This window comes from Microlunatus elymi, from assembly GCF_007362775.1.
Classification (GTDB): Bacteria; Actinomycetota; Actinomycetes; order Propionibacteriales; family Propionibacteriaceae; genus Microlunatus; species Microlunatus elymi.
Genome location: NZ_CP041692.1, coordinates 1,716,280 through 1,732,707 on the forward strand (window position 1 = coordinate 1,716,280; position 16,428 = coordinate 1,732,707).

Genomic DNA, 16,428 nt, shown 5'->3' on the forward strand with positions numbered 1-16,428 from the left:
GCCCGCACCCTAGCCCCGGTCGGCTGTCGGGCTGCTCAGCAGCTCGCCGCTGGTCAGAAGGTGGCGTGGACGACCTCACTGTGGCCCAACTCGCTCCCGTCGGCGTCCAGCGCGACCACCTGAAAGTACGGCCCGGTGCTGTTCACCACGATCGCGGATTCGAAGCCGGCTCGGGCCGCCTCGGCCTGCTTGCGCAGCGCGGATCGCTGCGACCCGGCCAGCACCCGCCAGCTCGCCACCTCGGTGGCGCCGTTCCAGCTGGCGTAGACGGTGACGCCGCGGGCCGCGTTGGTGCCGACGGTGGCGACCGGATCGTCGGTCGGCCGACCCTGCCAGTCGCCGGCCAGCGTCCGGTAACTCTGGACGTTGTCCGGCAGCTTGCCGTCCAGGGCGAGGGTGCCGGCGGCGTCGTACTGGCTGAAATAGGGCTCGGCACCCCAGCCGACCAGCCAGCAGGCGGCGGCGCCGTCGGCATCGGTCAGCTGTTGGAAGCTGCCCTGGCTGTCGGCCAGCAGCTTGGCCGGATGCGTCAACTCCTTGATCAACTTCACCGTCCTCGCCTTGCCGTTCAGTCCCAGCACCAACGCGCGGGACTGCGGTTCACGTTGCGGTGAGGAGCCGTTGTCGAAGATCATCAGGCGATCCGGAGCGGAAAGGGTTGCGTTGTGCTGGTAGAAGAATCGGGTGCCGGCGCCGTGCTGGAAGTCCGATTCCTTGCCGCCGAGTTGCCAGTTGATCTTGCCGGTGTCCTTGGCGATCGAGTAGACCGCGCAGGTGTTGCGGGACGAGATCAGCAACGTCCTCCGGTCGATCTCGAAGATCGAATTCAGGTGGAAGTAGTCCAACGTGTCGGACGAGTTGGTGGTGGCGTGCTGATAACTGGCGCCGGGATCGACGTGATCAAGACTGTCCCAGCTGAACAGGAGCTTGCCGGTGGCGATGTCGATCTCCTGTACGACGCCGCTGAGGATCTTGCCGTCGGCCAGCCCGCCGATGCTGCGCAGATCGGCCGTGGTGTTGCGGTAGGCGGTGATCAACGCGGTGTTGCGGTCGGTGATCAAGAACTCGTGCAGATCGGCTTCAAGATCATCTCCGGCCTTCACCTCGGCGATCTTGTGGTAGTCGCTGTCCATGATCACGCCCACTCCGCTGCCGTAGCCGGTTGCGACCGCGCCCTGCCACCAGGTCAGCACGCGCTTGCCGCGGTAACGCTGGACCCGGAAGTCCATCACCCGTTGATCATCGGAGTCCGAGGGGGAGAACCAGACCACGTGGCCGCCACGGTCGATGATCATCGGACCGGACTGGGAGGACGTGCTGCCCGCGGTGGTGTACTGCTTGGGCGCCAGGAAGAAGTACGGCGCTCCGCCGACCGGTCGTAGTTTGCCGCTCGTACGGGGACGAGTGATGGCGACCGCGGGCGGCGCCAGATCCGGCCGGGTGCGATAGCTGACGGCGTCGGCGGTCGTGGCGTCGGCGGCGTTGGAGGAGTCGCCGGTGGTCGCAGCATCGCTGGCGTTGCCGCCGCGGGATCCGATCCGAAAGCCGATCGAGCCCGCGGCCGCCAGCGCGGTTGCGCCACCGACGACGCCGCCGGTCAGCTCGAGCAATCGTCGCCGTGTGACTCGTCTGCCGTCGCTCCCAGGGGTCTGGGCATAGTCGGCGCCGGTCGGGACGGCGCTCCCGTTCGAGCGGGGGTCAGCGGCGGGAACGGGATCGGCAGGTTGCCGGCTGTCGGGTCGGTCGGTGTTGTCTTGCTCGGGCACGTAGAAGGAGCGTGCCGGAGCACTCTGTGCGCGCGATGTGCACCGGCTGGGCCGCGGGCGTGAGTCGAAGCGAGGGTGTTCGGGCGCTGGTTTCTCGGGACTGTGGCCGGTCCCCGTTAAGCTCACCGAACGTGACTGCCACTTCCGACCAGACGGCGACAGACGGCCCGATCGGCATCTTCGACTCCGGGTTCGGCGGGCTGACGGTGGCCAGAGCGGTGATGGACCAGTTGCCGAACGAGGACCTGATCTATCTGGGCGACACCGCCCGTGCCCCGTACGGGGACCAGGCGATCGCCGATGTCCGCGAGTTCACCTTGGAGTGCCTGGATCATCTGGTCTCGCTCGGGGTGAAGGCGTTGGTGATCGCGTGCAACGCGGGCAGCGCCGCCACCCTGCGTGACGCCCGGGAGCGCTATCGGGTGCCGGTGATCGAGGTGGTGCTGCCGGCAGCCCGGCGGGCCGCGGCGGCCACCCGCAACGGCCGGGTCGGGGTGATCTGTACCGAGGTGACCAAGACGTCGATGGCCTACGACGACGCGCTGGCGGTGGCCGCCGGGGTCAAGGTGTTCACCGCCGCATGTCCGAAGTTCGTCCCGTTCGTGGAGGCCGGAGTCACCGGCGGCCCGGACCTGCTGGCCGCGGCCGAGGATTATCTGACCCCGCTGCAGGCGGCCGAGATCGACACCCTGATCCTGGGCTGTACGCACTATCCGTTGTTGACCGGTGCGCTGTCGATGGTGCTCGGCGACGGCGTCACCCTGGTGTCCAGTGCGGACGAGTGTGCCAAGGAGTTGTACGCGGTGTTGGCGAAGGCGGCCCTGGCCCACGACGCGCCGCGGCCGGCGAGCCGGCGCTTCCTGACCACCGGCGATCCGCAGTCGTTCTCGGATCTGGGGCGGAGGTTGGTGCCCGATCTGATCACCGATGTCGATCAGTTCTCCGGCGGCCTGTCATGGAGTTGACGATCGTCGGCTGCAGCGGATCGTTGAGCGGCCCGCGGTCCCCGGCCAGCAGCTATTTGATCACCGCGCCGTATCGGGGCAGCACCTTCCGGCTGGTTGTTGATCTTGGTGCCGGTTCGCTGGGTTCGCTGTACGGGTTGATCAACCCGGCCGAGGTCGATGCGATCGCGATCAGTCACCTGCATCCCGATCACTGCATCGACCTGTGTGCCTTCCACGTGGCTTCCCGATATGCGCCGGACGGGCCGTGGAAGCCGGTCGATCTGTACGGTCCGCCGGGCACGCCCCAGCGGATCAGCCGGGCCTACGATCCGAGTGCCGACAGCGCCGAACCGGAGGACCTGACCTCGACTTTTTCCTTCCAGGCTTGGCAATCCGTCCAGCAGATCGGGCCGTTCACGATCAACACCGCGGTGATGGCGCACCCCGTGCCGACGTACGGGATGCGGATCGCCACCGACGATGCGGTGTTGGCCTACTCCGCCGACACCGGGCCGTCCAGCGCGCTGCTCGAGCTGGCCCGCGACGCCGACCTGTTGCTGTGCGAGTCGGCGTTCGTCGGCGACGACAATCCGGCGGACCTTCATCTGACCGGACGGCAGGCGGCCGAGCATGCCAGCGCTGCCGGCGTCGGAAAGTTGATGATCACTCACGTCCCGCCGTGGCATCGGCCCGAGACCGTGTTGGCCGAGGCACGACCGTACTTCGACGGCCCTGTTGATCTTGCTCGGCGAGGAGTGACCGTGAGTGTCGCCGGATGACCCAGCGCAAACCGTACGCGTTGATCATCGGCTGGGACGGCGTCCGTCACGATCGGCTGTCGGCGTTGGAGTTGCCTGCTCTGCAAGCAGTTGCCGACACCGGTTTTCTGCAGGGCACCACGATGCCCGAGGAAAGTCAGGCGAAGACCTCGACCGCTCCCGGCTGGTCCACCAACCTGACCGGGGTCTGGCCGACCAAGCACGGCATCACCGACAACGAGCCGATGCCCAACAACTTCGGGTTGTATCCCCATCTGCTGCAGCGATTCCTCGACGCCAAGCCCGACGGGAACACGCTGGCTTGCGTCTGTGCCGCGATGCTCGGTTCGACGAAGGGGCCGGGCCCGATTCTGGCCGGTGGGGTGTCGACGCTGATCTTCCACGACGTGCGGACCCATCCGCTCGGTCCGCTCGGTCGCGACCCACTGGTGTTCGAGGACGCGCGTCGGCAACTGGCGGAGAGGGACTACGACCTGTCCTTCGTCTACTTCGCCGGCACGGACAAGACAGCCCATCTGAGTGGGACGCTCGGCAAGGACTACCGGGACGCGATCGTCCAGGAGGACCGCTGGACCGGCGAGTTGATCAACACGATCCGGCAACGTCCGAACTTCGCCGAGGAGGACTGGTTGGTGGTGATCACCACCGATCACGGTCACTGGGACGAGGGCGGTCACGGCGGCAACAGCTGGCAGGAACGCCAGTCCTTCATCGCCATGGCCCGGCTCGACGGCGACCTCGGCTTCGTACCGTCCGAGCAACTGGCCAACGTTGATCTTGCGCCCACGGTCCTCACCCACCTCGGCGTGAAGGTGCTCCCGGACTGGGATCTGGACGGCGCCCCGCTGCAGCGGTAGCGGTCAGTTCATCACCGGGACGGCGCCACCGCCCAGCATCGTCAAGATGATCATCAGCGACGCAGCCAGGGTCGCGATCAGTCCCGCCATTCGTCTCCACACGGTCACGACGCTAAGCCGCACCGGCCTCGTACCGGATCCGACCAGGGTCCGAAGTCAACGCGACCGCAGTCGCAGACCCACCAGGACGGCCCGAACGACGGCCGCGACCGTCTGAACGTCGCGGCCACCGTCCGTCAGCACCCGGTTAGTGTCGACGTCCCAGCCAGATCGGGTTCGTCAATGCCGCCATCGCACCGAAGCCGAAGGCCGGATTCATCGTCGTACCGCCCGACGAGCCGTCCGCCAGCGGATGGCGGACCTCGGCTCGGACGAACGCGGCGATCTCCGGTTTGGTGACCCAGCTGACGGTCCCCGATCCACTGTCCGGTAGGGAACTCTGGAGCATCTGGCCCTCGTCGGTGAGCAGTCGTACGGTGCCGTTCGGCACTCCCGAGGCTTGGAGGGTGACGGTCACCTCCGTCCCGCTCGACACCTCCAACCGGTCACCGATCCCGGCGGTGCGGCGGCCGCCCGCTGCGGTGAAGCGCAGATCGACCGCGGACGACTCGGCGATCCAGGTGTGACCGGCCGCCATGCCGGCGAGGATCGACTCCCGGTTCAGATTGTCGGCCAGGACGACATTCTGTGGGAGGCCGATCACGTTGGACGGACCGTGGGCGTCGCTGTTGCCGACCGCGGGCAGCCACCGGTGCAGCCCGTCGGCGGCCTGGGTGAGCAGGTTGGCCCAGGTGGACACCGCTGCGTCGTCGTCCCAGCCCCACGGCCCGGTCCAGACCTCGGTGGCGTCCATGCCGTCGAAGCCGAACTTCCACTCGCACCCGATCCAGGGGCAGTACATGTGCGCGGCAATGCAGAGCCCACCGGCCAGGTGCACCTGCTTCTGGTATTCGTCGAGAACGTCGTCGCGGGAGCGGTAGCGCCAGTCGACGAACTGTTCCGGCTTGATTCCCGCCGCCACCCAGTGGCCGTTGCGGGTGGTCACCTCCTCGCCCAGGATGATCAGCAGATCGTCGGTGGCCAGTGGGCCCCACACACCGTGCGAGCTGGTGGTGTTGTGGTCTGCCGACACGATGAAATCGAGCTTGCCGGCCCGGGCCCGGGCAGCGACATCCTCGGGCAGATTTGCACCGTCGGAATACACGGTGTGCAGGTGACAGTCGCCGCGGTACCAGGCACGGCCCCTGCCCTTGGCCCGGGTCGGGGGATAGTGCGGCACGAACGGCTCGCCTCGAGGCCCGTAGGTGAGCGTCACGGTGACCGAGTAGTCCATGCCCTGCGGCGCGACCTGGTAGGGGCCGAGCACCACGTTCCAGGTGCCTGCCGAGACCGGGCCGGGCAGGTATCCCGGCGTCGCCTCGGAATTGCTGATGGCGAATTCGGTACGGAAGCCGCCGGACCAGCCGCGGAAGCCGGCGCCACCCGCGGCCACGCCGTGGTTGTCGAAGATGCCGATGTCGCAGGAGTTGCCCGGCGTGCCCTTCGGCACGGTCGGCTTGGAGTAGCTGTACGAGACGGCGATCTCGGCGACGCCGCGGGGCACCTGGATCGGCAGGTAGACGAAGTCGGCCACACCCGGCTCGAAGTGCCCGGTGATGGTCCTGGTCTTCTTGCCGGTGTCGGCCTCGGCGAAGGCGACCGGCGCCAGCGTCATTGCGGCGCCGAGACCCGCGGCGGCCAGCAGCGCCCGGCGGGAGAGGTTGGTGGATGACGGCTGAGCCGGATCATCAGGTGAGATTTTCACAACGGCAATCTGTCGCAGCCGTCGACGGAGGTCAAGCCCCTCGCGGCCGAAGCTTTGATGACGCGGGATGAACATCGTGGTCCACCGGGCGACCTGCCGACCGGGTCGATGTCGGTGGCACTGGTTAGGGTGATCGACATGACTCAACCGACCTCGACCACCGCAGGAACGCGCCCTTCGACAGGCTCAGGAACGCGCGCGGACGGTCGCGCCACCGATCAGTTGCGCGAGGTGCGGTTCACCCGCAACTGGTTGGACTCCGCGGAGGGGTCGGTGCTGGTCGAGTTCGGCAAGACCCGGGTGCTGGTCGCGGCCAGTGTGACCCCGGGTGTTCCGCGTTGGCGCAAGGGATCGGGTCTGGGCTGGGTCACCAGCGAGTACGCGATGCTGCCGCGGGCGACGAACACCCGCAACGACCGGGAGTCGGTCAAGGGCCGGATCGGCGGCCGGACGCACGAGATCAGCCGGCTGATCGGCCGCAGCCTGCGGGCGATCATCGACTACAAGGCGCTCGGCGAGAACACCATCGTGCTGGACTGCGACGTGCTGCAGGCCGACGGCGGGACGCGTACGGCATCGATCACCGGCGCTTACGTCGCCCTGTCCGACGCTGTCGACTGGCTGCGCGAGCGCAAGCTGCTGGCCGGCGAGCCGCTGACCGGGTCGGTCTCGGCGATCTCGGTCGGTGTGGTCGGCGGGGTGCCGATGCTCGACCTTGCCTACAGCGAGGACTCGGTCGCCGACACCGACATGAATGTGGTGATGAGCGGCGACGGCGACTTCATCGAGGTGCAGGGAACCGCTGAGGGTGCTCCCTTCGACCGGGCGACCCTTGATCAACTTCTCGACCTGGCCGCAGGCGGCTGCCGGACGTTGTCCGAGCTGCAGCAGACCGCGCTCGGACGGGCACCGCGCGAGGTGCCGGGGGAACCGGTCAAGTGACGCAGCAACGGATCGTGCTGGCGACCAACAACGGCAAGAAGTTGGTGGAGTTGCGCCGGATCGTGGCCGAGCATCCGGCCGTCCGCGACGGTCTGGTCGCGGTCGAGGTGTTGGGACTCGCCGACGTACCGAGCTACCCCGAACCGGCCGAGACCGAGCGCAGCTTCGACGGCAACGCACTGATCAAGGCGCGTACCTGCGTCGCGGTGACCGGCCTGCCGGCGCTCGCCGACGACTCCGGGCTCGCGGTCGAGGAGTTGAACGGGATGCCGGGCGTCCGCTCAGCCCGATGGTCCGGGCCGGATGCGACCGACGAGGCCAACAACGAGCTGCTGTTGCGGCAGCTCAGCGACCTGCCCGACGGCCGGAGGCGCGCGACGTTCATCAGCGCGGTCGCCTTCGTGCTGCCGGACGGTCGCGAGTTCATCCGGCACGGCGAGATGCCGGGTCGGCTGCTGACAGAATTGCGGGGGGACAACGGCTTCGGGTACGACCCGATGTTCGTCCCGGACGGCTTCGAGCAGAGCACCGGCGAGCTCGGAGCGGAGCAGAAGGACGCGATCAGCCATCGAGGTAAGGCGGTCCGAGCGATGGTCGACGTGATCATGCACGAGTTCGCCCGCGACGCAGCCGCCGAGGAGAAGCGATGAAGGCATATCTGGAGCTGTTGGATCACGTGCTGAACAACGGCACCCGCAAAGACGACCGCACCGGCACCGGCACGCTGAGCGTCTTCGGATATCAGATGCGGTTCGACCTCAGCGACGGGTTTCCCTTGCTGACAACGAAAAGAATCCACACACGCTCGGTGTTCGCCGAGTTGCTGTGGTTCCTGCGCGGCGAGACCAACATCGGTTGGCTGCATGAGCAGGGCGTGACGATCTGGGACGAGTGGGCCGACGACGACGGCGAGCTGGGGCCGGTCTACGGCTACCAGTGGCGGTCCTGGCCGGATCCGATCTCGGCCGAGAACGACGGCCGGCATTCGATCGACCAGGTCGCTCAGGTGATCGAGCAGATCCGCAAGAATCCCGACTCCCGCCGGCTGATCGTCAACGCGTGGAACGTCGCCGCGATCGAGCAGATGGCGCTGCCGCCCTGTCACACCATGTTCCAGTTCTACGTCGCCGACGGACGGCTGAGCTGCCAGCTCTATCAGCGTTCGGCCGACATCTTCCTCGGGGTGCCCTTCAACATCGCCTCGTACGCATTGCTGACCCACTTGATCGCGCAGGTGACCGGTCTGGGAGTGGGGGACTTCGTGCACACCCTGGGTGATGCGCATCTCTACCTCAACCACGTCGAGCAGGCCAAGAAGCAGCTGACCCGGACACCACGGCCGCTGCCGAAGTTGATCTTGAACTCGGCGATCACCGAGATCGACGACTTCACCCTGGACGACATCGGCATCGAGGGTTACGACCCCTATCCGGGGATCAAGGCTCCGATCGCCGTCTGACGATCCGAGCCTGGCCGAGATCGCATCGCAGCCGAGCCCCGAAGGACAGCCATGCCCGACATCATCGCCATCGCCGCGGTCGCCCGGAACGGCGTGATCGGCGCCGGACCCGAGATCCCGTGGCGGCTGAAGGGTGATCAACTCCGGTTCAAGCAGTTGACCCGGGGCCACGTGTTGATCATGGGCCGCAAGACGTACGAGTCGATCGGCCGCCCGCTGCCCGGCCGGACCACGTACGTGATCACGCGCGATCCGCACTGGCGAGCCGAGGGCGTACGGACCTTCGCGTCGCTGGACGAAGCGCTGGACGCGGCGGCGCTCAGCGATCCGGCAGGACCGATCTGGATCGGGGGCGGCGGGGACATCTACCGGTTGGCGCTGCAACGTTGCGACGGCTTGGAGATCACCGAGGTCGACGCCGAACCGGCCGGTGATGCGACCTTCCCGGCGATCGATCACGATCACTGGGTCGAGACCGCCCGGGACGATGATCATGACGGTTATGCCTGGGTGAGCTACCGCCGCCGCAGCAACTGAACCGCGCGACAACGGCTTGAGGGTCGGGCCCGACGTCGGCCCGGACTTTCGCCGGCGGTCGACAACGTTGCCGTACCGCGATCCGGCAATCGGCCTGTCGTAGCTCAAGATCAGCGCGGTGTCCCCCTAAGCTGACACGCGATTATGCAGTTGTCCTTGCCATTCGGGGATTACCCACACAGGAGAATTTCATGGAGTCACCTCCCCTCGGTGCCCGGCTGGGCGCTGAAGCTCTAGGTACCTTCTGGCTGGTTTTCGGTGGTTGTGGCACCGCGATCATGGCCGGAGTGTTCATCAACTCGGACAAGGTCTCGGTAGGCGTCGGCTTCCTCGGCATAGCCCTGGCCTTCGGCCTGACCGTGCTGACCATGGTGTACGCGGTCGGTCACGTCTCCGGCGGCCACTTCAACCCCGCGGTCACCGTCGGCCTGGCGGTCGCCCGGCGGATCGAGTGGAAGTTCGTGCCGGCGTACATCATCACCCAGATCATCGCCGGCAGCCTGGCCGGACTGATCCTGTTCATCATCGCCAACGGCAAGCCGGGCTTCGACGCGGTGCAGAGCGGATTCGCCAGCAACGGCTACGGCGATCGTTCGCCGGGGCACTACTCGCTGATCGCGTGTCTGATCGCCGAGATCGTGCTCACCGCGTTCTTCCTGTACGTGATTCTCGGCGCCACCGATGATCGCGCGCCGAAGGGCTTCGCCGGGCTCGCCATCGGTCTGAGCCTGACCCTGATCCACCTGGTCGGCATCCCGATCACCAACACCTCGGTCAACCCCGCCCGCTCGCTGGCGGTGGCCTGGTTCGCCGGCGCGGACGCGCTCAAGCAGGTGTGGCTGTTCATCGTCGCCCCGATCATCGGGGCGGCCATCGCCGGCATCAGTTACGCCGTCATCACCGGCGCCCGCGGCCCGGCCGCCGAGGTCGACGAGGGCGTCGCCCAGAACCCGTAACCCGGCCGCCGCGGCCCCGCCCCGGGCGTCACCGCACCAGCCGCGCGCAAGATCTGCCGCCGCACGCGATATCTCGCGCGCGAGAGCAGATCTTGCGCGCGGCTGATGTACGTCGCCTCGCGGCGGTTGGTTAGTCTTGCTCCGCCGGCGCGAGTGGCGGAATCGGTAGACGCGCCAGATTTAGGTTCTGGTGTCCTCGGACGTGCGAGTTCAAGTCTCGCCTCGCGCACCAGTGAGCCCCGGCATTTACAAGAATCCTGCGCCAGTGGTCAGTCGGCCCCCGATTCGCCGGGGTAGGCACTCACTGGAGCAGGATTCTTGTACTCCCCAGCGGCGACGCGCTCATGTCAGGGGTTCCCTTGCCAGGCTGGTTGGGTGCAGGATTCCTGCATGATCCTTGAACCGGGTAAGTCAGCAGCGTCGCGGCGAGCCGTTCTGGGTGCAGCAGTCGGGGGAGCGGCGGCCGCATTCGTCGGCACCGCCACCGCCTCGGCAGCTCCGCGAGATCCCACCACCGCGACCGGCCACACCACCACACCGCATCGGGCGCAGTCGACCCGAGTCGCTCGGGCCGCCACGGCGGTCGATGGTGCTCCGACCATCACGTCGGATGATCTTCGCTTCACCCCGTGGGCCAGGCTGCGTCGCGGCCGCCCCGAGCAGGTCGGCCTCGAGCGCGACAGCATCGCCCAACTCCGTACCGACATCGCCCGCTACCTGGTGCCCACCCCCGACACCCCGGCCCACCCGGAGTACGCCGGCGCCACCGTGATCGCGGTCAAGGACGGCGTGATTGTCGCGTACGAGTCCGCCGGCAAGGCGGTTCGCTACGGTCTGGACGGCGACACCGTGGTCGAACTTCCGGTCGCCCAGCAGATCGACGCGAGGCTTGACACCATCTGGGACCTGGCCTCGATGTCGAAGCTGTTCACCGCTACCGCGGTGATGCAGCTGATCGAAAGCGGCCGGGTCGGTCTGGAGGAGCCGGTGGTGAGCTACCTGCCGGACTTCGCCGCGCACGGCAAGTCCGACATCCTGATCCGTCACCTGCTCACCCACACCTCGGGTCTGATCCCCGACCCGATCCCGTCGCTGTGGGCCGGATACGACACCTACGACGAGCGGATCGCCGCGATCCTGGACACCACGCCCGACGCGCCGCCCGGCACCGAGTACGTCTACTCCGACCTCAACTTCCTCACCCTCGGCCTGGTGGTGGAGGTGGTGTCGGGGCAACGGCTCGACGACTACGTACGTGATCACATCACCCGGCCGCTGGGCATGCACGACACCATGTACAACCCGCCGGCAGCGCTGAAGCACCGCGTCGCCGCCGAGGAGTACGAGCCGTGGGCCGACCGCGGTCTGGTCTGGGGTTCGGTGCACGACGAGAACGCGTGGGCGCTCGGCGGGGTGGCCGGGCACGCCGGCGTCTTCTCCACCGCGTACGACATCGCGATCTTCGCCCAGACCTACCTCAACGGCGGCAGCTATCGCGGCGTGCGCATCCTGCAGGAGGACACTGTCCGGCAGATGCTTCACGACTTCAACGGCGCCACCTTTCCCGACGACACCCACGGCCTGGGTTGGGAGCTGGGGTTGGTCTGGTATCACGGCGCGATCTGGTCGCCGGTGTCGTTCGGTCACACCGGTTACACCGGCACGTCGATCGTGGTCGATCCGATCGAGCACCAGTTCGTCATCCTGCTGACCAACCGGGTGCACCCCAGCCGCGACTGGGGCAGCAACAACCCGTCCCGCCGCGCGGTGGCCGACGATCTCGGCATGGCCAACCCGGTGCGTCCGCGGCACGGACGGCAGGAGTGGTTCGCCGGCCGTGCCAACAAGACCGACGCGACCCTCGACGTACCGCTGCCGGCGACGGCCGCCGGCAAGCTCGACTTCGACTACTGGTACGACACCGAGCCGCACTACGACTTCGGCCGGCTGCAGTACTCCACCGACGGTACGAGCTTCAGCCCGCTGCCCTTCACCCTGGACGGCGGACAGTGGCACTGGACCACCGACGGATCGGTCAGCGGCTACGGCGGACGTCGTTGGCTTCGCGGCAGCGCCGACCTGCCGGCCGGCACCACGACCCTGCGGTGGAGCTATCAGACCGACACCAACTCGCAGGGCCGCGGCGTCTACCTCGGCGCCGTTCGGGTCACCGACGGCCACAAGATCATCTTCGACTCGCTGAGGCCGCGGGACGCCGCCAAGGTCCGCACCGACGGCTGGACCGCCACCGATCGCTGACCGCCCACCGAGCCGAGATCCGCGGGGCCTCCCGTTACGGTGCTCCCGCGCACCCGCGGTGCTCCCGCGCACCCGCGGTGCTCCCGCGCACCCGCGGCGCTCCCGCGCACCCGCGGTGCTCCCGCGCACCCGCGGCGCTCCCGCGCAGGTTCGGACTTCCGCGGCTGCGCCGACGGTGCGCGGGAGCGCAATCGGCGAGCGGTAGTCAGGACGGCCGACTGGCCATCCGCTGCCGGGCGCTGTTCGTCCGGCCGGTGACCGGGCGGATCCCGGTCGCCTTGGCGAGACCCAGTGGCGGGGTGTGCACGTAGATCGACTCGGCCCGGCTGACCGGGTAGGTCTCGTGCCACACCCCGACCGCGCCGTTGCCGTCACGGGTCCGCCGGTTGAACGCCGACCAGGCCGGGCGATGCTCGGCATCGGGGCGGCCGGCGTAGTCGTACAGCTTGTCCAGGCTGGTCCAGTACTGCACCAGCCAGGGGCCGCGCGGATCGAAGATCAACCGGTAGCCGAGCAGACCGGACTCCGGGTCACGGGACAGCTCGGCCAGCATCTTCGGCATCGCCGCAAATGCCGGTAGCCACTTGTCCGGTCGCCACCATTTGTTGATCGTCATTCCGATCATGAACACGACCAGCTCGCTGTCATGATCATGGGTCATTCGGCCCGCGTTCACCCGCGTCCGGGGGACACGCTGGGGGTTGCTCGTCGACATGAGTGCCTCCGTTGAGATACTAGATAGTGTCACTGTCCAGAAATGGAGAGTAACACTGTCTAATGACCTGTCAAGGAGGAATCGGTGCGAATTTCCGAACTGTCCCGGCGCAGTGGGGTGCCGACGGCAACGATCAAGTACTACCTACGCGAAGGCTTGCTGCCGACCGGCGAACGCACCGCGGCCACCCAAGCGCAGTACGACGATGATCATCTGGCTCGGCTGCGATTGATCCGCGCGTTGCTCGGCCCCGGTCGGCTGTCCATCGCCGAGATCCGCGACGTGCTGGCCGCGGTCGACGATCCGCCGGAGTCCCCGCTGGACCTGCTCGGGCAGGCATCGGAGGCGATCGGTGGGGAGCGCCCTGCCGACGAAGCTGATCTTGAACCGGCCCGGGACCTGCTTGCGGAGCTGCAGTGGTCGGTCGCCGACGACAGCGCCGCCCTGCATGATCTTGCTCGGGCGCTGGCCGCGATCAACCAGGCCCACCTGAAGTTGATCAAGGGTGGCGCGGTGGCCTACGGCAAGTCGATGCACAGGATCGCGGTCGCCGAGATCGCGACTGTGCCGACCGATGCGCCCGACACGGCCGTCCGCCAAGCCGTGCTGGGAACGATCTTGATCGAGCCGTTGCTGCTGTCCCTGCGCCGGCTGGCGTTGCAGGACGCCGCGGCCAGGAAATTCGGTGATCACTGACGGCGTACGGTGTCGGGCATGATCGCCGTCGAACTGACCTACCAGAACCCAGATCCGGAGCGGATCTCACTGCGCCCGCAGCACCGGGAGCGACTGCAGCGGCTGCTCGACGACGGGAAGCTCTACGCCGCCGGGCCGTGGCCCGACGACTCCGGCGCCTTGATCATCTTCACCACCGACTCGATCGACGAGGCCCGGCAACTGATCGCCGACGACCCGTACCTGCACACGCCCGGCGTCAGCGTGGTCGGCTACCGCGAGTGGAACGCCGTCTTCGGCGTCGGCCGAGTAGAGGCGGGCTGATCACAGTCCGGCCGAACACCCCAAACGATGGGAGCAGTCACGATGTCTGATGCTGCACGGCCGCGGACGCCCAATGCTGCCGAAGCGGGGACCTGGACCCTCGGTGACCGGATCGTCAACCGGATCGGATTCGGGGCGATGCGGCTCACCGGAGATCGGGTGTTCTCCCACGGCCGGCCACGCGACCGCGCGCAGGCGCTCGAGGTGTTACGGACCGCAGTCGAGCTGGGCGTGAACCACATCGACACCGCAGCGTTCTACTTCTCCGCGCTCCGCTCCGCCAACGAGCTGATCAACTCCGCCCTCGCGCCGTACCCCGATGATCTGGTGATCGTCACGAAGGTCGGCCCCGGCCGCGATCCGTGGGGCGAATGGACCGAGTCGCTGCGTCCGGATCAACTTCGCGGACAGGTCGAGGAGAACATCCGCCAGCTCGGCCTGGATCAACTCGACGTGGTCAACTTCCGTCGACGTGACGAACCCGACGTCACCGAGTACGTCGGTGCTCTCGACGAACTCCGTCAGGCCGGACTGATTCGGCACATCGGTCTCTCCGGCGTCGACTCGACCGAGATCGCCGCTGCCCGGCGGATAGCCCCGATCGTCTGCGTACAGAACAGGTTCAGTCTGGAGAATCGTCAACAGGAGTTGGAAGCTCTCCGCTACTGCGGGGAACATCGAATCGCTTACGTGCCGTTCTTCGCGGTCTCCGGCAGCCGCGCCACCCAGCCGGCCGGACCGTCGGATCACCCAGACGCCGACCGGGTGATCGGCGAGGTCGCCGCCGCGCACGATGCGTCGGCTGCCCAGGTCAGGCTGGCCTGGATCCTGCACCAGGGCGATCACGTACTGGCGATTCCGGGCACTGGCAGCGTCGAGCATCTGATCGAGAACGTCGCCGCTGCCCGGTTGCGGCTGACGGCCGACGAGATTGCCCGGCTGGACCGGATCGACCCGGACCAGTCGTGATCATGATCGGCCGTAAAACTTGGCGGGCCGGAGATCCAGGATCAGACCGCGAGCTCGCGCCGCAGCTTGGCGACGTGGCCCTTGGCACGCACGTTGTACTGTGCGACCGCGATGGTGCCCACGCCCTTGTCGTCCACGTCGACCACGAAGGTGGAGCGGATCACGCCCTCGATCAACTTGCCGTAGAGCAGCTTCTCCCCGTACGCACCCCAGGCGGACAGCGTGGTCTTGTCCACGTCGGACAGCAGCGGGAAGCTGATCGTCTCCTTCTCCTGGAACCGGGCCAGCTTGGCCGGGGTGTCGGGGGAGATGCCGATCACGCTCAGCCCGGCGGCGTTCAGCTCGTCCATCGCGTCGGTGAAGTCGACCGCCTGGGTGGTGCAGCCGGGCGTCATCGCTGCCGGATAGAAGTAGATGATCACCCGCCGGCCGGCGTAGTCGGACAAAGAGACTGTGCTGCCGGATGCCTCGGGAAGGCTGAATGCGGGGGCGACATCCCCCGGGCTCAGACGCTCGCTCATAGCCCGAACACTAGACGACCGCGCTGACACTGCCGCCGCCCGATCGGCGCCCGGTTCCGTCACCCGATGCCGGTGCAATACGCTGACCGGACAGCAGCATGGCTCGATGGGAGAGAGGTCACCGTGGCCGACGCGACTTCACCCGGTTCAGCCGGGTCCGGTTCTGCACCTGCCCGATCAGCACACCCCCGTACGAAGGCCCAGATCGAGGCTGACCTGGCAGCCACCCGGCAGCGGCTGGCGAACTCGATCGAGGATCTGATCGATCAGGTCCATCCGCAGCGGGTCAAACAGCGCCAGATCGAATCGGCCAAGAGCTTCGCCAAGGCCGAGCTGGACTACGTCAAGGCGCAGCTGTACTACCCCAGCGGTGAGTTGCGGACCAGCCGATTGGCCGCCGTCGGCGGTGCGGTGGCAGGCTTCGTCACGTTTGTGTTGGTGATGCGGCGGATCGTCCGCGGCGGCAAGAGGAGGCAGAGCTGAGCTCCAGCAACGCGTCGGGCTCGGGCCCGGCAGCCAAGGCGAGCCCGTCACTGGAGGCCGGCAGCGATCTGCCGATCCGGATGCTGCACGATCGCGTGCTGGTGCAGCGCGAGGCCGATCCGGGCGAGCGGCGCAGCGGCAGCGGGATCCTGATCCCGGCCACGGTGGCGATGAGCCGACGCCTGGCCTGGGCCGAGGTGGTGGCCACCGGCGGCAGCGTCCGGGTGGTCAAGGTCGGTGACCGGGTGCTGTTCGATCCCGAGGACAAGGCCGAGGTCGAGGTCCGCGGCAAGGACTACATCCTGCTGCGCGAACGAGACCTGCATGCGGTTGCCGCCGAGCGGTTGAACGACGGCCAGACCGGCCTCTACCTCTGAACCGGTCGACACCGGAGCGGTCGACACCGCTGAATCGGCCGACCGGCGAAGTTGATCT

17 protein-coding genes, 1 tRNA gene and 1 pseudogene are annotated in these 16,428 nt (G+C 67.6%); 15 read left to right on the forward strand and 4 right to left on the reverse strand.

Features of this window, described 5'->3' with window-relative positions; translation table 11 throughout:
• Nucleotides 1–53: 53 nt before the first annotated feature.
• Entirely contained in the window at nucleotides 54–1,610 is a 1,557-nt protein-coding gene (locus FOE78_RS07680) for an arylsulfotransferase family protein (RefSeq protein ID WP_143985761.1), read from the reverse strand.
• 287 nt (nucleotides 1,611–1,897) lie between these two features.
• Here FOE78_RS07680 and murI point away from each other — a divergent pair.
• The 3 genes and pseudogenes from murI to FOE78_RS07695 form a co-directional block, all read left to right on the forward strand.
• A pseudogene (murI, locus tag FOE78_RS07685) lies at nucleotides 1,898–2,750 on the forward strand (glutamate racemase); the annotation flags it as partial.
• Nucleotides 2,722–3,492, forward strand: coding sequence for an MBL fold metallo-hydrolase (locus FOE78_RS07690; protein ID WP_143985762.1), 771 nt, complete (start codon nucleotides 2,722–2,724; stop codon nucleotides 3,490–3,492). The pseudogene murI and the gene FOE78_RS07690, both read left to right, overlap by 29 nt.
• Entirely contained in the window at nucleotides 3,489–4,349 is an 861-nt protein-coding gene (locus FOE78_RS07695) for an alkaline phosphatase family protein (protein WP_143985763.1), read from the forward strand. The genes FOE78_RS07690 and FOE78_RS07695 overlap by 4 nt, the downstream gene beginning before the upstream one ends.
• A gap of 247 nt (nucleotides 4,350–4,596) precedes the next feature.
• On the opposite strand, the gene FOE78_RS07700 is transcribed toward FOE78_RS07695, so the two are convergent.
• Entirely contained in the window at nucleotides 4,597–6,153 is a 1,557-nt protein-coding gene (locus FOE78_RS07700) for a CehA/McbA family metallohydrolase (protein ID WP_210414877.1), read from the reverse strand.
• 138 nt (nucleotides 6,154–6,291) lie between these two features.
• Between FOE78_RS07700 and rph the strand changes: the two genes are divergently transcribed.
• The 7 genes from rph (at nucleotide 6,292) to FOE78_RS07735 (ending at nucleotide 12,306) form a co-directional block, all read left to right on the forward strand.
• A complete protein-coding gene (rph, locus tag FOE78_RS07705) occupies nucleotides 6,292–7,095 on the forward strand; it encodes a ribonuclease PH (protein ID WP_143985764.1) in 804 nt (267 codons plus the stop codon).
• Nucleotides 7,092–7,745, forward strand: coding sequence for a non-canonical purine NTP pyrophosphatase (locus tag FOE78_RS07710; RefSeq protein WP_143985765.1), 654 nt, complete (start codon nucleotides 7,092–7,094; stop codon nucleotides 7,743–7,745). The genes rph and FOE78_RS07710 overlap by 4 nt, the downstream gene beginning before the upstream one ends.
• Nucleotides 7,742–8,554, forward strand: a complete 813-nt coding sequence (locus tag FOE78_RS07715) for a thymidylate synthase (protein WP_143985766.1) — start codon at nucleotides 7,742–7,744, stop codon at nucleotides 8,552–8,554. The genes FOE78_RS07710 and FOE78_RS07715 overlap by 4 nt, the downstream gene beginning before the upstream one ends.
• A gap of 51 nt (nucleotides 8,555–8,605) precedes the next feature.
• Complete coding sequence (locus FOE78_RS07720; protein WP_143985767.1) at nucleotides 8,606–9,091, forward strand: dihydrofolate reductase; 486 nt, start codon at nucleotides 8,606–8,608, stop codon at nucleotides 9,089–9,091.
• A gap of 191 nt (nucleotides 9,092–9,282) precedes the next feature.
• The gene (aqpZ, locus tag FOE78_RS07725; RefSeq protein ID WP_143985768.1) at nucleotides 9,283–10,047 is read left to right on the forward strand and encodes an aquaporin Z; all 765 of its coding nucleotides are present in this window, start codon (nucleotides 9,283–9,285) and stop codon (nucleotides 10,045–10,047) included.
• A gap of 147 nt (nucleotides 10,048–10,194) precedes the next feature.
• A tRNA-Leu gene (locus tag FOE78_RS07730) sits at nucleotides 10,195–10,279 on the forward strand.
• A 158-nt stretch (nucleotides 10,280–10,437) separates the two neighbouring features.
• A complete protein-coding gene (locus FOE78_RS07735; RefSeq protein ID WP_143985769.1) occupies nucleotides 10,438–12,306 on the forward strand; it encodes a serine hydrolase in 1,869 nt (622 codons plus the stop codon).
• Nucleotides 12,307–12,511: 205 nt separating this feature from the next.
• Here FOE78_RS07735 and FOE78_RS07740 read toward each other — a convergent pair whose 3' ends face one another.
• A complete protein-coding gene (locus FOE78_RS07740; protein ID WP_228266094.1) occupies nucleotides 12,512–12,967 on the reverse strand; it encodes a DUF4188 domain-containing protein in 456 nt (151 codons plus the stop codon).
• 138 nt (nucleotides 12,968–13,105) lie between these two features.
• On the opposite strand from FOE78_RS07740, the gene FOE78_RS07745 reads away from it, so the two are divergent.
• Genes FOE78_RS07745 through FOE78_RS07755 form a run of 3 tightly spaced genes read left to right on the forward strand, consistent with a single transcriptional unit; the run spans nucleotide 13,106 to nucleotide 14,989 of the window.
• Nucleotides 13,106–13,717, forward strand: a complete 612-nt coding sequence (locus tag FOE78_RS07745; RefSeq protein WP_143985771.1) for a MerR family transcriptional regulator — start codon at nucleotides 13,106–13,108, stop codon at nucleotides 13,715–13,717.
• 18 nt (nucleotides 13,718–13,735) lie between these two features.
• Nucleotides 13,736–14,020, forward strand: coding sequence for a YciI family protein (locus FOE78_RS07750; protein ID WP_143985772.1), 285 nt, complete (start codon nucleotides 13,736–13,738; stop codon nucleotides 14,018–14,020).
• Nucleotides 14,021–14,062: 42 nt separating this feature from the next.
• Complete coding sequence (locus FOE78_RS07755; protein ID WP_143985773.1) at nucleotides 14,063–14,989, forward strand: oxidoreductase; 927 nt, start codon at nucleotides 14,063–14,065, stop codon at nucleotides 14,987–14,989.
• A gap of 41 nt (nucleotides 14,990–15,030) precedes the next feature.
• Here FOE78_RS07755 and bcp read toward each other — a convergent pair whose 3' ends face one another.
• Complete coding sequence (gene bcp, locus FOE78_RS07760; RefSeq protein ID WP_143985774.1) at nucleotides 15,031–15,510, reverse strand: thioredoxin-dependent thiol peroxidase; 480 nt, start codon at nucleotides 15,508–15,510, stop codon at nucleotides 15,031–15,033.
• A 123-nt stretch (nucleotides 15,511–15,633) separates the two neighbouring features.
• On the opposite strand from bcp, the gene FOE78_RS07765 reads away from it, so the two are divergent.
• Together FOE78_RS07765 and FOE78_RS07770 are read left to right on the forward strand one after the other, a co-directional pair.
• On the forward strand, nucleotides 15,634–15,993 hold the full coding sequence (locus FOE78_RS07765; protein ID WP_228266095.1) for a DUF3618 domain-containing protein: 360 nt from the start codon (nucleotides 15,634–15,636) through the stop codon (nucleotides 15,991–15,993).
• A gap of 80 nt (nucleotides 15,994–16,073) precedes the next feature.
• A complete protein-coding gene (locus FOE78_RS07770; RefSeq protein ID WP_143985776.1) occupies nucleotides 16,074–16,370 on the forward strand; it encodes a GroES family chaperonin in 297 nt (98 codons plus the stop codon).
• Nucleotides 16,371–16,428 lie beyond the last annotated feature (58 nt).